The following is a 14,413-nucleotide window of genomic DNA, read 5'->3' as shown; positions in this document are numbered from 1 at the left end:
GCCGCCGGTCAGGGCCCGCTCTTGGCCGGCTCGTCGGGGCCCGCGACCATTGATGCTATCCGCGCGGCAGGGCCGAACCCCCTTTTTCATGATCGACGATGCCGACGGGGAGCCACACCTCGAACACGTACGGCGCTCGCGCGGCGGTAGAGTCACTAACAACCGGTTTCGCGACCGGTGCGCCGTTTTGGGGGCTGGCCAGATCGGGCCGGGCGGCGCGGACCGTGGAGGTTCAATGAGCGTTCCACCGCCCGCATTCAGGCGACTTTGCCTCATGGTCGACGTCGAACGCTACAGCGAGCAGTCGAACCGTCGGCAGGTCGACATCCAGACCAGTCTCGCGAAAATACGCACCCGTGCGCTCCACCGAGCCCGTATCAACCACCGGGCCTGCGCGGTACAGGAACAGGGCGACGGATTCCTCCTCGTGCTGCCGGCCGGCATCGACGAGGCACGCGCTGTTCCCGGGCTGGTCAACGGGTTCGTCGACGGCCTCACCGTCGCGAACCAGGCGAGCACCCATCGGATCCGGCTGCGGGCGGCGCTGGCGCAGGGCGTCGTCCGACGCGGCGCGACCGGATATGTGGCCAACGCGGTCGTCGCCGCGGCCCGGATTGTCGGCGCGGTCGAGGTCAGGGCCGCCCTGGACCGCCATCCCGAACGGGACCTGGCTTTCGCGGTCACGGCCGAGCTTTACAGCGACGTGATCGCGGACGGATACACCCCGACGGTCGGGACCGAGGCGACGCAGACGCGCATCGACATTCCGGACCGGGCTTTCTCCGCCGACGTGTGGATTCTTGTCCCAGACGCCGCGGTGCCGTCGCCCGACGGGCGCGGGCCGGACTGGGGACGAATGCTCACGGTGGCGGAGGGTGCCCTGTCCGCGGTCCAGTTCGGGCAGGCGGCGGAGCAGTACTGGGACCATCACGACCACGACGACCAGCGCCAGGACGATCAGCACACGGCCCACCCCGGCGCGAATCCCGGTGATGTCCCGGCCCCGAGCACCCCGGCTCCTCCAGCCGAGCCGAGCGACCTGCCGGTGCATCCGGTCGACCTGCCCCACGAGACCTGGACGCTCGACCAGCTGGGCACGGAATACACGCATCTCGGCACGGAATACACATTGGAGTTCGACGAGGCCGGCTATCACTGGCTCGACGAGCCGTACGGCTACGGGCAGCACGACCATCCGGACCCCGTCCTGGACGACGACCCGCACCTTCACGGCCGGGTCGACGACTGGCCGGCGCCCGGAACCGACCACGACGGGCTCGACCCCGGGCATCTGCACTGAGCACTGGAAGAGGACCGAGCACCGGAAAAACGCTGAGCAGGGACCCACGACGCCGGGCCGATTGGCGGCGGGGCGGCTACTTCAGCGTGCCGTCGGCGATCTGGGCGCTCAGGCGGCGGCGGTCGAGCTTGCCCGACGGCAGCGTCGGGATCTGGGCGCTGGTGGCGACAATCCAGCGGGTGGGCACCTTGTAGCTGGACAGCTGGGCACGGGACCGGGCCGTGAGCGAGGCGACGTCCACCGACTCGGCCGCGGGGACGACGATCGCGCAGACCTCCTCGCCACGGACGGGGTGCGTGACGCCGAGGACGACGCACTGGGCGACGTCCGGGAACTCCTCGACGACGGCGGCGACCTCGAGCGGGGAGACGTTGGCCCCGGCCGCCTTGATCAGGTCGGTGGCCCGCCCCACGTAGAACAGCCGGGGGTCGTCCTCCCGCCGGTAGACCTGGTCGCCGGTGTGGTACCAGCCGTCGGCGTCGAACACGTCGGCGCGTTCGCGCTTGTTGTAGCCGGCCATCACGCCGACGCCGCGGATGAGCAGCTCACCGACGGCCCCGGCCGCGACGGGACCGCCGGCCTCGTCGACGATCGCGATGTCGGTGGCCGCGAAGCTGCCACCGCTCTCCGACAGCGACCGGTGGGTGGGGAACCCGTCGGGGACGTTGCTCATCGCCAGGTCGAGCGGTCCGCCCGCGATCATTGGCCCGCTGCTCAGGTCGCGGTCGGGGAACGTGCTGTGCTCCCGCAGCTGTTGCGTGAACGCGGGCCAGCCGACGATGCCGTTCGCGCGTTCGCGTTCGGCCAGGTCGAGCGCGGCACCGGCCTCCAGCCGGGGCAGCACGAGCAGCGTCGCGGGGGCGTGCAGCGCGCCCATCGCGGCGAGCACGCCGCCGATCCAGAAGAACGGCATCGCGCACAGGACGCGCGGCGCCGCCTGCACCCCGGTGAGGCTTCGGACCGCCGTCGGCCAGGTGGCCGTCTGCCGGACGATCGTGCCGTGCGTGTGCAGCACGCCCTTCGGGTCGGCGGTGGTGCCGGAGGTGTGAATCATGATCGCGAGGTCGGCCGGGGTGACCTCGTTCTCGACGGCGGCGAGCACGTCCGCCGGCACCACGTCATCGGCCACACTGTCGCCCGCCGGATCCCAGCGGGTCGCCCAGCCGCGGTCGGTGTCGCCGGTCAGCACGAGGGAACGCAGGTAGGGAGCGGTCGGCAGGCGCAGCCGCCCGGCGGCCTGGTCCGCGAGGCCCGGCAGCGCCGCCTCGAGACGCTCTTCGACGTCGATCCTCAGCACGCGGGGCGGAGCGACCAGCAGGCCGACGTCGGCCAGCCGCAGCACCTTCGCGATCTCCGCCGGCGTGTACAGCGTGCTGAGCGGCACGGCCAGCGCGCCGATCCGGGAGGTGGCCAGCCACCAGGTGACCCAGTCGGTGTCGTTGGTGAAGAACAGCCCGACCCGGCTGCCCTTGCCGACCCCGGCCGCCAGCAGCCAGCGGGCCGCCCGCGCCGAGCGTTCGTCCGCCTCGGCGTAGGTGAGCCGGTCGGTCGGGGTGACGACGTACTCGCCGGTCCCGTTCTCTCGGACGGCCCGGCGCAGCAACGCACCGATGGTCAGCGGCTCCGCGCCGGCCGGTGACTCAGAATCCGACGACACCATGCCCCACACTCCATCCCACGCCCACCCGAGTCCCGCGCCCACCCGCCGTCCGACGACGCAGTCCGGCGAACCCGTCGCATCGTCGCAGAAGCCGGCCCCGCGGGCCGGCGGTCGACACTGCCTGGATCGCCCGGAATCGCCACCCGCAACCGTGGGATGCTGCACGCCGAGCCCGGGCCGCGGGTGACCGGACAGGGAGAACGATGGCGGACACGCCGAATGCCGATCCGACGACGACCGGTCAGCCGATGGCCGGTAAGACGGTCGTCATCACCGGCGCGAGCGCCGGGATCGGGACGGCGGCGGCCAGCCAGCTCGCCGCGCTCGGCGCGCGGGTCATCGTCCTGGGCCGGTCGCCGGTGAAGACCGCGGCGGTGGCGGAGCAGATCGGCGCGACCGGTGTCGTCGCGGACTTCGCCCGGTTCTCGGACGTGCGCCGCGCGGCGGCCGAGGTGACGGAGCTCTGTCCACGGATCGACGTGCTGATCAACAACGCGGGCGGCCTGTTTCCCGGAAACACCAGGACGGACGACGGTCATGGGACGACGGTTCAGGTGAATCACCTGGCGCCGTTCCTGCTGACCGGTCTGCTGATGCCCCGGCTGACCGAGACCCCGGGATCGCGGATCGTCATCACGAGCAGCGTCGCGAACATCGCAGGCCGGGTCGACCTGACCAACCTGTACCGATTCCCCCGCATTTTCGGCCAGTTTCGGGCCTATGCCGACAGCAAGCTGATGAACATCCTGTTCGCCCGCGAACTCGCCCGCCGGGTGCCACCTGGCGGCCCGACGGCCACGGCGGTCCATCCGGGGCTGATCAACAGCGAGTTCGGGCGGGACGCCTGGATCATGCGCAACTGCTACCGCCGGCCGCTCGGTCTGGTCGGCAAGGCCACCACGGTGGCGAACGGCGCCGAGCCGCTGGTCGCCGTCGCGACGCGTCCGGACCCGGAAACCGTGAACGGTGCCTATCTCCACCGTTTCCGGCCACGGGACCGGTTCTTCACCCCGGCGCAGGCCCGCGACCCCGACCTGGCCCGCGAGCTGTGGGACCTCTCGGCCAAGCTGGTCGGTCTGCCGGGCTGAGTCCCGCGGCGATGCGCTTGACTCCAAGCCGACACGCTGGCCGATAGCGCTGGTTACCGCGTCTCCCTAGCATCGGGAGCCGTGGAATGGAACCTGCGGACGTGCGCGCGTAAGGGCCATGTGACCTACCGGCCCGATGAGACCGAGCTCGCCGCGCGGCTGCGGGTCGAGACGGCGGCCGGCGTCGCCTGGCGCTGCCTGCGCTGCGGCGACTTCACCATCGGGGACCCGCTGGGTGCCGGGCCGGCGGACGAGGCGCCGGTACTGCTGCGCGGCCGGGCCCTGCGGGACGCGATGGTGCTGCGGCTGCTCGCGCTCGAACGGCTGGTCCGCGCGGTGCTGCTGGTCCTGATCGGGTACGCGATCCTCCAGTTCCGCCACTCCCAGGCGCAGGCCGAGGACCTCTTCGACCGGGCGCTCCCGGCCGCGAAGCCGCTGGCCGACGTGCTGCACCTGGACCTCGACAGCAGCCCGACCGTGACGCATCTGCGCCACCTCATCTACACGCAGCCGAAGACGCTGCTGCTCGTCGCGGTGCTGATGTTCGGGTACGCGGCGATCCAGGTCGCCGAGGGCGTCGGGCTGTGGCTGCTCAAGCGGTGGGGCGAGTACTTCGCCGTCGTCGCGACCTCGATCTTCCTGCCGCTCGAGGTCTACGAGCTCACCGAGCACATCACCTGGCTGCGGATCGCGGCGCTGGCCATCAACATCGGCGCTGTGGTCTACCTGGTGGTGTCCAAGCGGCTGTTCGGGGTCCGCGGCGGCCACGCCGCCTTCGAGGCCGAACGACACAGCGCGTCGCTGCTGGAGGTCGACGAGGCGGCGGCCGTCCCGCCGGCTGACCCGGCCGCCGACGAGGACCAGGACCTGGCGCCCGCGGCCAAGTCAGGCCCCGCCTCGTAACTCCCGGCTGCCTCACGGTCTCAGGGGCTCAGCCACCGCGACGGTCAGCGCCGGCGGCCGGCGTAACGGTGCGCCTGCAGGCCGATCGCCGTGGCGACCTGGTGCGGGCTCGTCGGGTAGAGCATCCGGGTGTCGAACAGGACGTCGCAGCGGATCGCCGGGTTCCGCCAGATGCAGCGGTACCGGTCGTTGGGCAGCCACCAGGTCTGCCGGTCGACGTGCGGCGTGCGCACCGTCCACTGCGCGGTCGGCCAGGCCGCGACGACGTCTCGCTCACCCAGCCGGACGATCTGGGCGCCACGCAGCTGCGCCCACGGGATGTCGTAGCTGCGCCCACCCGCGTCGGCGCGCAGCCCGCCGGGCGTGACCGCGAGCCGCGGCGGGGCGATCCCGAGCCGCAGCCGCCACAGCCCGCGCCGTAGGCAGGCGGCGACGACGAACGCGAGTGCGACCCCGACGCAGAAGCTGCCCGTCCGGGCCGAGGGTGTCTGGACCGGGTTCACGCTGCCGGCGAGGCAGGCGAACGTCCCGAGCAGCGCGACGAGCGCGAGCAGGAGCACCGGAATCCCGGTGACGAGGTGGGACCAGCGCCGGCCGACGAACACGAACGACTCGTCGTCGTCGGGCGGGCCGATCCGCGTCCGCGCCAGGCCGGGCGGACGAGGCCCCGGCGCCGGGGCCCGCGGGAAGCTCGGGACCGCCACGGCCGAGCCGACCACGGGAGCGGGCAGCACGGCGGCGGGCAGCACGGGAGCAGGGAGCACGGGAGCGGGCAGTGCCGGGCGCTCGGGCTCGACCCGGGTCGCGACGAGCACGCCCTGGCCGGGCGCGCCGGCCGGCTGGCCGGCGGCGGACGGGCCGGCGCCCGCGGGCGGGAGGGGCCAGGACGCGACCTCGGCCTCCCGCTCCCGGACGAGCCGGACGACACCCGGCGGCCAGGCCATGGGCGCCTGGCCACGGTGGGCGGCGAACCCGGCCAGCAGCCGGCCCACGGCGGGGCGGGCGGCCGGGTCCTTCGCGAGGCAGGGCCGGATCAGGTCGACCAGCCGGCCGGGCACGCCGTCGAGGTCGGGCTCGTCGTGCACTACCCGGAACAGCACGGCGGCCGGGTCGCCGGGGCCGAACGGGTCCCGTCCGGTCGCCGCGAAGATCAGAACCGCGGCGAACGAGAAGACGTCGGCCGGTGGCCCGACCTCCTCGCCCGCGGCCTGCTCGGGCGCCATGTACGCGGCCGTGCCGAACACCTGGCCGGACCGGGTCAGCGCCGTCTGGCCGGCCGCCCGGGCGATCCCGAAGTCGATCAGCCTGGGGCCGTCGACGGCGAGCAGCACGTTGCTGGGCTTGAGATCCCGGTGCGCGATGCCGGCCCGATGCACCGCGCCCATCGCCTCCAGCATCCCCGCGCCCAACGTCAGGCAGGCGTCGGGAGACAGCGGGCCGGCCTGTTCGACCGTCTCGCGCAGCGAGGGGCCAGGGACGTACAGGGTGGCGAGCCAGGGCAGTACGCCGTCCGGGTCGGCGTCCACGACGGGCGCGGTGTAGGCGCCGGCGACCCGGCGGGCCACCGTCACCTCCCGGCTGAACCGCCGGCGGAACAGCGGGTCGTCGGCCAGCTCCGGGTGCACCACCTTGACCGCGACCGACCGGCCCGCCGGCGAGCGCGCCAGGAAGACCCGGCCCATCCCGCCCTCGCCGATCAGCGCCCGAAGGACGTACGGGCCGACCGTCGCGGGGTCCCCCGGGCCGAGGGAACGCAGATGTCCCACGGAAGTCGCCACCGACCACCATTCCGACCAGCACTGGGCAATCCGCCCGAAGGAGGACGTACCCCTTCGCGCCCGCACGCTACCGCAGCCGGTCCCGCGCCGAACCCGCTGACGTCGATCGGACAGCCCTTGGGGTGGGGCGCGGCGGTCCCGGCTACCGGCCGTCGGCCGAGCCGGCCGCCGTCGACCGCCCGGCCATCAGCGAGCGGCTCCCGAGACGACGGACAGCAGCTCCAGCACGGTCGTCGTGATCTCGTCGCGGGCGGTCGCCAGGTAGGGCCGCGGATCGACGCCCGCGGGGTTGTCTGCGAGCGCCCGCCGGATGGCGCCCGTCATGGCGACGTTCAGCGCGGTGCCGATGTTGACCTTGCTGATCCCGGCTGACACCGCGGCGCGCAGCGTCTCGCCCGGCACACCGGACGAGCCGTGCAGCACCAGCGGAACGGGCAGCCGGGCCCGCAGCTTCTCGATCAGTGGCAGGTCCAGGACCGCGGACCGCGACGTCATGGCGTGCGAGCTGCCGACCGCGACGGCCAGCGCGTCGACGCCCGTCTCCTCGACGAACTCGAGTGCCTCGTCCGGGTCGGTCCGCACGCCCGGCTCGTGGGCACTGCGCGGGGCGTCCGGCTTGCCGCCGACGTAGCCGAGCTCCGCCTCGACCCAGAGCCCGGCAGCCTGCGCGACCTGCCTGGCCCGGCGGGTGCGTTCGACGTTTTCCCCATAGGGCAGCGGGCCGCCGTCGTACATCAGGGAGCTGAACCCGGCCCAGGCTGCCGCGTCGACGAGCCGGTCCTCGGTGACGTGGTCCAGGTGCAGGGCGATCGGAACGGCCGCGAGCCCGGCGACCGCGCCGGCGGCGGCGGCGATCGGGACGACCTGCCCGCCGTGGAAGGCGACCGCGTTCTGGCTGATCTGGAGGATCACCGGGGTCTCGTGGATCTCGGCGGCGCGAGCGATGGCCTCCGCGTGCTCCAGCGTGATGACGTTGAAGGCGGCCACACCACTGCCGCGCGCGGCGGCGGCGGCGACCAGGTCGCCCGTGCTGGCGATGGTCATCGGCCGGCCCGGCCAAGGGTCTCGGAGATCACGTCGACGGACTCCCGCTGGTAGTCGGCCGCCTCGAACTCGCCGGCGGTCGGTGAGAGCACGGCGGCCGCGGCGAGCGCGACGCAGTCGGCCAGCAGCGGCCCGAGCTCCGTGCCGGCGCGCAGGCCGCGGGCGAGCGCGGCAACGACCGCGTCACCGGCGCCGGTGGGATTGCCGGTCAGCCGTCGCCGCGGCCTGGCCCGCCATTCCGTGTCGCCCGCGACCGCGACCAGGCCGTCGGCGCCGAGCGAGGCGACGACCAGGACGCCGAAGCGGTTTGCCACCGAGCGGGCCGCGAAGACCGGATCGGCCTCGTCGGCGCAGTCGCGCAGCTCGTCGGCGTTCGGCTTGACGACGGTCGGCCCCGCCGCGAGCGCGGCGAGCAGCGCGGGACCGCTGGCGTCGAGCACGACCGGCCGGCCGTGGGCCCTGGCGAGGCTGACCAGCTGAGCGAGGCCGTCGACCGGCGCGTCGGCGGGCAGCGATCCGCTGAGCACGACGACCTCGGCGCTCGGGATCAGCTCGGCCGCCCGGGCGACGAACCGCGGCCAGTCGTCCACCAGGGCCGGCTCGTTGAGCAGCGTGACCGTGTCGGTGGTCTCGTCGACGAGGGCGAAGGTCCGCCGGGTCACGCTGGTGGTGGGCACCAGGTCGTGGGCGACCCCGAGCCTGCTCAGGCCGGCGGCCAGCTCGGCCCCGGTCTCGCCACCGGCCGTGGTGAGCAGCCGGGCGTCCTGACCGAGCAGGACCAACAGCCGCGCGACGTTGGTGGCCTTGCCGCCCGGTCTGCGCGCCGTCTCCCGAATCCGGTTGGTGGCGCCCACGGTCAGGCGCTCGACCCGGTAGGTGACGTCGAGCGCCGGGCTGGCCGAGACGCAGAGGATCACGGCGCGGCGCCGGCCGGGGCGAGGATGACCGAACGGGTCAGGTGACGCGGCTGGTCCGGGTCGAACCCCTGCCCCTGCGCCAGGCGCACACCGAGCAGCTGGACCCGGACGAGGTCGGCGAGGGGGTCGAGGTCGTCGTTGACGACCGTCGCGCCGGTGGCCTCGATCTCGCGGACCAGGCCCGGCACCGGCTCGCCGAAGATCCAGACCACCCGTCCGGGCTCGGCGATCGAGATCGGCCCGTGCCGGTACTCCAGCTGGGGGTAGCTCTCCGTCCAGAGCCGGGTGGTCTCGCGCAGCTTCAGCGCCGCCTCGTTCGCGATCGCGGCGCACCACCCGGCGCCGACGAAGGTGAACTGCGGGGCCGCGTCGACCGCCGGGGGCAGGCTGTTCTCACCGTCGAGGATGCGCTGTGCCTGCGTGGCAGCGGGCTCGGCGGGCTGGCCGAGCGACGCGCGCAGCAGCGTCAGCGTCGTGGTGGCGAACAGGGTCTGCACGACGGACACCTCGTCGGCGAAGTCGAGCACGATCGCGGCGCCGGCCCCGGCCGCGGCTGGCGAGTCCGCGACGGCGGTGAGGACGGTGACGGATGCCTCCGCCGCCCCGATCGCGCGCACGACCTCGGTGGTCGTGCCGGACCGGGTGATGGCGACGACCCGGTCGTAGGCACGGCCGGCGGGCCACTGCCCGGCGGCGAACGCGTCGGTCTCGCCGGCGCCGGCCGCCTCGCGCAGCGCGGCGTAGGCGGCGGCCATGAACCACGAGGTGCCGCACCCGAGGACGGCGACGCGCTCGCCGGGCTGGGGCAGCAGTCCGGCGACCTCGGGGAGCCGCTCGCGGGCCTGCGCCCACGCGAGGGGCTGTCGGGCGATCTCGCGGCCGGCGTGTGAGGTGGTCACGGTCGTAGTGCCCTTCGGTCGTCGACCAGCTGGTCGAGGGTGGGTTGGGCCGCTGTGCCGCCCACGGCGCGGACCGAGCGGGAGCCGGCGACGACCCCGCGTCGCAGGCATTCGGGGATCGGCAACGACCGCATCCAGGCGTCGAGGAACGCGGCGTTGAAGGTGTCGCCGGCGCCGGTGGCGTCCACCGGCACCGTCGGTACGGCCGGCGCGCTGGCGAGCTCGCCGGCGGCGCCGATCGCACGGGCGCCCTGGTCGCCGTCCTTCACGACGACGAGCGGGCCGTGGCCGGCGAGCAGGCGGCAGGCGGTGGTGAGGTCGAGGTCCGGCCCGGCCGCCCCGGCGGCGCGCGCGAGGGCGAGCGCCTCCCGCCGGTTCGGCAGCAGCAGGTCGAGGTGACCGAGCAGCCGCCCGACCCCGGCCCAGGCCCCCGTCGGGTCGTCGTTGGTGTCCAGCGAGGTGGTCACGCCGGCCGACCGCAGCTCGGCGAGCAGGTCGGCGAGCCCGTCGGCAAGCCCCGGCTGCAGGAACAGCGAGCAGACGTGGACGTGACCCAGGCCGGCCGGCACCAGCCGGCGCGCGACGGCCAGGACCTCGGCGGCCGTCAGCGTCGGGATCGTGCCGGGCAGCGTGAGGATGGCGCGGTCGGGGCCGGTCGACAGGACGACGGTCAGGCCGGTCGGCTGGTCGGGCCGGATGACCAGCGCGCTCGTGTCCACCCCGGCCTTCGCCAGCGTGCTCGTCATCGTCGCGCCGAAGCCGTCCGCGCCGATCGCCGCGGCGAGCGCCACCGGGCGCCCGAGCCGGGCCAGGCCGTGGGCGGTGATCCCGGCGGAGCCACCGACGACCAGCGCCGCGGTGTCGAGCAGCTGCTCGGCCTGGCCGAACCGGGGGACGACGTCGCCCTGCAGGATCAGGTCGGGGTTCAGGTCTCCGACGACGAGCACGCGCTGTGCCCCCACACGCTGTGCCCCTACACGTCGGGCCCCCACGCGTTGTGCGCCAGGGCCGTCGTCGGACATGGCGCCAGTCTGTCCCAAGCGGTCCACTGTGTCCACAAACGCTCAGAAAAGATGATTGATCCTGTCCTTTTGACGTTCGGGCATGCAATGCTCGCCGCGTGACCACCGTCTGCTTCGTCGGCGCCGGATCGGCCGAGTTCACCCGGCAGCTGCTGCGCGACCTGTTGACCTACGACGATCTCGGGCCACTGACGCTCGTCCTGCACGACGTCGACCCGCGACGGCTGGAGCTCGCGGAGGGCCTGGCGCGCGTCGCGGTCGAGCGGCACGGGCGCACCGCCACGATCCGGGCTACCGAGGACCGCGCGGCTGCGGTGAGCGGCGCCGACTTCGTCATCAACGCGGTCAACATCGGCGGCCACGCGGCGACCCTGACCGACTTCGAGGTCCCAGCCCGGTTCGGGCTGCGCCAGACGATCGCCGACACGCTCGGCGCCGGCGGGATCTTCCGCGGGCTACGGACCTTCGGGTTCCTCGACGAGCTGGCGACGGACATCCTCGCCGAGGCACCGGACGCCTGGCTGCTGAACTACACCAACCCGATGGCGATGAACATCCAGTTCGCCGCGACCCGCCATCCGGAGCTGAAGGTCCTCGGGCTGTGCCACTCCGTCTACTGGACGGTGCACGACCTCTGCGAGCTGATCGACGTGCCGTTCGACGACGTGTCGTTCCACAGTGCCGGGGTCAACCACCAGGCCTGGGTGCTGCGCTGGGAGCGGGACGGGGTGGACCTCTACCCGGAGCTCGACCGCCGCATCGCGGCGGACCCCGAGCTGGCCCGCCGGGTCCGGGTCGACATGTACCGCCGCCTGGGGTTCTACCCGACCGAGACCAGCGAGCACTCGGCCGAGTACGTCCCCTGGTACCTGCACGAGCCCGGCGAGATCGAGCGGCTGCGCATCCCGATCGACGACTACGTCGGGATCAGCGCCCGCAACCTGGCCGACGTCGAGGCGCTGATGCCCGCGGTGGCGGCCGGCCAGTACGTCGAGCCGGAGGAGGAGGCAGCCGAGTACGCCCCGCAGGTGATCCACAGCATGGTCACCGGAACCGCCCGCACGATCCAGGCGACGGTCCGCAACGAGGCTCCTGGGAACGCCGGGGATCCGGTACTCCCGGCGCCGGCAGGGCTGCTCATCGACAACCTGCCGCGCGGGGCGGCGGTCGAGGTTCCCTGCCGCATCGACGCGGCCGGCGCGGTTCCGATCCCGGTCGGGGACCTGCCCGCGCAGTGCGCCGCGCTCAACCGGACGTTCCTGTCGGTGGTCGACCTGACCGTGCGGGCCGCGATGCTCGGACGGCCCGACCACATCCGCCACGCGCTGATGGCCGACCCCAACACCGCGGCGAGCCTGACCGTCGCCGAGATCTGGCGGCTGGCCGACGAGATGGTGGCCGCGCATGGCGACCGCCTGCCAGCCCCCCTGCGCGAACGCCTCGGCGACCCGTCCTCCTGACCGGCCCCGCGGTTAAGGGGCGACCTCGACGACGTGGACGGTTGGCCCGAGGCGTTCGAGGGCGGCGAGGTCCTCGGCGCTGATGCCCGAGTCGGTGACCAGGTCCGCGGCGGCGGAGACCTCGCTGATCTTCGCGAAGCCGCGCTTGCCGATCTTGCTGGAGTCGGCCACCACGATGACGCGCTCGGCCGAGCGCAGCAGGGCCCGGTTCGTGTAGGCCTCGACCTCGTGGTGGGTGGTGAACCCGGCGTGCGCGTCGACACCGTCGACACCCACCACGGCGACGTCGACGTTGATGTTGGACAGCGTCAGGTCGGCCAGCGGGCCGACGAGCTCGTAGGACTCACCGCGCACGCTGCCGCCGCACACCACGAGCTCGATGTTCGAGCGGACGGCGAGCTCCGAGGCGATGTTGAGCGCGCTCGTCACCACCCGCAGGCCAGCCCGTGACGCGACCATCCGGGCGACCTCGGTCGTGGTCGAGCCGCCGTTGATGCCCAACGAGGTGACGTCGTCGCCGAGCAGGCTCGCGACGCGCTGCGCGATTGCGCGCTTCGCCTCGTGACGCTGCCCGCCCCGGTAGCGCATCGGCAGCTCGTACAGCACGCCGGAGGCGACGGCTCCTCCGTGGGTCCTGGTCAGGAGCTGCTGCTGCTCCAGCAGGTGCAGGTCACGGCGGATCGAGGCGCGCGACAGGTTGAGGCGCTCCGCGAGCTCGTCGACGCCCACCGAGCCGGCCTCGTTGAGCCGCTGGAGGATGATCCCGAGTCGGTCTTCGCGGCGCATGCATGCACGATACGCGCAGCTCGGTGCACGTTTGCTCACACGTCTTGACCCGTTTAGCGCCGAAGTGCAACACTGCGCACCAAGTTTGATCGATCTTGCGCGTTTTTCATCCAGCATGTCGACCGAGGAGCGCCGGATGATGGCTTCCCGCACCGCAGCCAATACCTGGATCAGCGCGCGAGGGCGGCGAATAGGCGCACTGGCTGCGAGTTCCCTGCTCGTGGCCGCGGTGGTCGGCGCCTGCGGCGGGGGCGGGAGCGACAGCGGCACCACCATCACGCTGACGCACGGCTACACCGACGCCGAGGCGACGGAGCTGAACACGCTGGCCGCCCAGTGGAACACCGACCACCCGACGAGCAAGGTGAAGCTCTCGTTCAACGGCGGGAACGACAACGCGCTCCAGAAGACCGTCGCCGGCTTCACCGCGGGCAACTATCCCGACATCGCGTACCAGTACGGCTCCTCGGCCGCCCAGCTGGCCAAGCAGCCGAAGCTGGTCGACCTGACCTCCAAGGTGACGGCCCCCGGCGTCGACTGGAACGACTTCTACCCGTCCGAGCGGGACGCCACGACGGTCAACGGGAAGATCGTGGGCATCCCCGCCCTGGTCGACAACCTCAGCCTCGTCTACAACAAGAAGCTGTTCGACCAGGCCGGCGTCGCGCCGCCCACCGACTCCTGGACCTGGCAGGACTTCCGCGCGGCGGCGAAGAAGCTCACCGACGCGGGCAGCGGCACCTACGGCTGGTCCTACGTGAACGACGGCAGCGAGGACACCGTCTGGCGGTACCTGGCGATGCTCTGGCAGGCCGGTGGCGACCTGCTCACCAGCGACAACAGCAAGGCCGCGTTCGACTCCCCCGCCGGGCTCGCCGCGCTGACACAGCTGCGGGACATGACCGTCACCGACAAGTCCGTGTACCTGGACACCGGCAACCAGAACTACCTCAACCTGTTCAACAGCGGAAAGATCGCGATGCTGTGGACCGGGCCCTGGGACCTGTCCAGCATCACGTCCGACGTCAGCTACGGCGTGACGCTCCTGCCGGGTTACAACGGCAACCACGAGACGATCTCCGGGCCTGACATCTACATGCTGTTCGACCACTCCGCGCCGCGCCAGCAGGCGGCGATCGACTTCATCACCTGGCTGACCTCGCCGAAGGTGCATCTCCAGTTCGCCATCGCGACGGGCGACCTGCCGCTGCGCAAGTCGGAGACGACGCTCCCCGAGTACCAGACGTATCTGCAGAAGTACCCGGGCGACAAGGTGTTCGTCGAGAACCTCGACAACGTCAAGCACGTGCGCCCGAACATTCCCACGTACGCGCAGGTGTCGACCGCGATCGGGCAGATGGTGCAGTCCGTGCTGCTCGGGCAGGCGCAGCCGCAGGCAGCGCTCGACACCGCGAACAAGCAGGTGGCGGCCGCCTTGGCCGGTCACTCGTGAGCTCCGCCGGCTGGCTTCGGGGGCGCGGGGGCCCCGGGCCCCCCCCCCCCGGGGCCCCCCGCCCCCACCCGGCCCCGCGGGCCGCCCCCGGCCCCGCCCCCCC

General features: G+C 72.9%; 12 protein-coding genes. 5 read left to right on the top strand and 7 right to left on the bottom strand.

All coding sequences use genetic code 11. The features are described from left to right. Positions 1-274 precede the first annotated feature (274 nt). Positions 275-1,300 carry a hypothetical protein gene (locus I6A60_RS09110; protein WP_203014466.1) on the top strand — a complete coding sequence of 342 codons (1,026 nt, stop codon included), beginning with the start codon at positions 275-277 and terminating at the stop codon, positions 1,298-1,300. Positions 1,301-1,376: 76 nt separating this feature from the next. Here the strand turns inward: I6A60_RS09110 and I6A60_RS09105 are convergent, their stop codons facing one another. Further along, a complete protein-coding gene (locus I6A60_RS09105) occupies positions 1,377-2,960 on the bottom strand; it encodes a class I adenylate-forming enzyme family protein (protein ID WP_203014469.1) in 1,584 nt (527 codons plus the stop codon). Positions 2,961-3,163: 203 nt separating this feature from the next. Here I6A60_RS09105 and I6A60_RS09100 point away from each other — a divergent pair, with 203 nt between their 5' ends. Both I6A60_RS09100 and I6A60_RS09095 read left to right on the top strand, forming a co-directional pair. After that, positions 3,164-4,048 (top strand): SDR family NAD(P)-dependent oxidoreductase, encoded by an 885-nt coding sequence (locus tag I6A60_RS09100; protein WP_203014472.1) that lies wholly within the window; start codon positions 3,164-3,166, stop codon positions 4,046-4,048. An 81-nt stretch (positions 4,049-4,129) separates the two neighbouring features. Further along, the gene (locus I6A60_RS09095) at positions 4,130-4,951 is read left to right on the top strand and encodes a DUF2127 domain-containing protein (RefSeq protein ID WP_307873599.1); all 822 of its coding nucleotides are present in this window, start codon (positions 4,130-4,132) and stop codon (positions 4,949-4,951) included. A gap of 44 nt (positions 4,952-4,995) precedes the next feature. Here I6A60_RS09095 and I6A60_RS09090 read toward each other — a convergent pair whose 3' ends face one another. From I6A60_RS09090 to I6A60_RS09070, 5 genes are all read right to left on the bottom strand, one after another. Continuing rightward, positions 4,996-6,729: a protein kinase gene (locus I6A60_RS09090; protein ID WP_307873598.1), complete on the bottom strand. Its 1,734-nt coding sequence runs from the start codon at positions 6,727-6,729 to the stop codon at positions 4,996-4,998. 186 nt (positions 6,730-6,915) lie between these two features. After that, positions 6,916-7,773 carry a class II fructose-bisphosphate aldolase gene (locus tag I6A60_RS09085; RefSeq protein WP_203014474.1) on the bottom strand — a complete coding sequence of 286 codons (858 nt, stop codon included), beginning with the start codon at positions 7,771-7,773 and terminating at the stop codon, positions 6,916-6,918. After that, positions 7,770-8,690, bottom strand: a complete 921-nt coding sequence (locus I6A60_RS09080) for a PfkB family carbohydrate kinase (RefSeq protein WP_203014476.1) — start codon at positions 8,688-8,690, stop codon at positions 7,770-7,772. Before I6A60_RS09080 ends, I6A60_RS09085 begins: the two co-directional genes overlap by 4 nt. Continuing rightward, entirely contained in the window at positions 8,687-9,589 is a 903-nt protein-coding gene (locus I6A60_RS43415) for an SIS domain-containing protein (RefSeq protein ID WP_203014478.1), read from the bottom strand. Before I6A60_RS43415 ends, I6A60_RS09080 begins: the two co-directional genes overlap by 4 nt. Beyond that, entirely contained in the window at positions 9,586-10,536 is a 951-nt protein-coding gene (locus tag I6A60_RS09070) for a PfkB family carbohydrate kinase (RefSeq protein ID WP_203014537.1), read from the bottom strand. The genes I6A60_RS43415 and I6A60_RS09070 overlap by 4 nt, the downstream gene beginning before the upstream one ends. Before the next feature lie 173 nt (positions 10,537-10,709). Between I6A60_RS09070 and melA the strand changes: the two genes are divergently transcribed. After that, on the top strand, positions 10,710-12,071 hold the full coding sequence (gene melA, locus I6A60_RS09065; protein ID WP_203014480.1) for an alpha-galactosidase: 1,362 nt from the start codon (positions 10,710-10,712) through the stop codon (positions 12,069-12,071). A gap of 12 nt (positions 12,072-12,083) precedes the next feature. On the opposite strand, the gene I6A60_RS09060 is transcribed toward melA, so the two are convergent. Next, positions 12,084-12,857, bottom strand: a complete 774-nt coding sequence (locus I6A60_RS09060) for a DeoR/GlpR family DNA-binding transcription regulator (protein ID WP_203014482.1) — start codon at positions 12,855-12,857, stop codon at positions 12,084-12,086. A 139-nt stretch (positions 12,858-12,996) separates the two neighbouring features. Between I6A60_RS09060 and I6A60_RS09055 the strand changes: the two genes are divergently transcribed. Beyond that, positions 12,997-14,310 carry an ABC transporter substrate-binding protein gene (locus I6A60_RS09055; RefSeq protein ID WP_238435075.1) on the top strand — a complete coding sequence of 438 codons (1,314 nt, stop codon included), beginning with the start codon at positions 12,997-12,999 and terminating at the stop codon, positions 14,308-14,310. Positions 14,311-14,413: the final 103 nt, after the last annotated feature.

It is taken from the genome of Frankia sp. AgB1.9 (assembly GCF_016786355.1).
In the GTDB taxonomy this organism is placed as follows: Bacteria; Actinomycetota; Actinomycetes; order Frankiales; family Frankiaceae; genus Pseudofrankia.
The sequence above is the reverse complement of the archived record's forward strand: the minus strand, read 5'-3'. Positions and strand labels throughout refer to the sequence as shown.

Bases quoted from the DNA above. Each gene is read 5' to 3' on its own strand.
- I6A60_RS09110 (WP_203014466.1), top strand. From the start codon at position 275: ATGGTCGACGTCGAACGCTACAGCGAGCAGTCGAACCGTCGGCAGGTC.
- I6A60_RS09055 (WP_238435075.1), top strand. From the start codon at position 12,997: ATGGCTTCCCGCACCGCAGCCAATACCTGGATCAGCGCGCGAGGGCGG.
- I6A60_RS09060 (WP_203014482.1), bottom strand. From the start codon at position 12,857: ATGCGCCGCGAAGACCGACTCGGGATCATCCTCCAGCGGCTCAACGAG.
- I6A60_RS09105 (WP_203014469.1), bottom strand. From the start codon at position 2,960: ATGGTGTCGTCGGATTCTGAGTCACCGGCCGGCGCGGAGCCGCTGACC.
- I6A60_RS09085 (WP_203014474.1), bottom strand. From the start codon at position 7,773: ATGACCATCGCCAGCACGGGCGACCTGGTCGCCGCCGCCGCCGCGCGC.
- I6A60_RS09100 (WP_203014472.1), top strand. From the start codon at position 3,164: ATGGCGGACACGCCGAATGCCGATCCGACGACGACCGGTCAGCCGATG.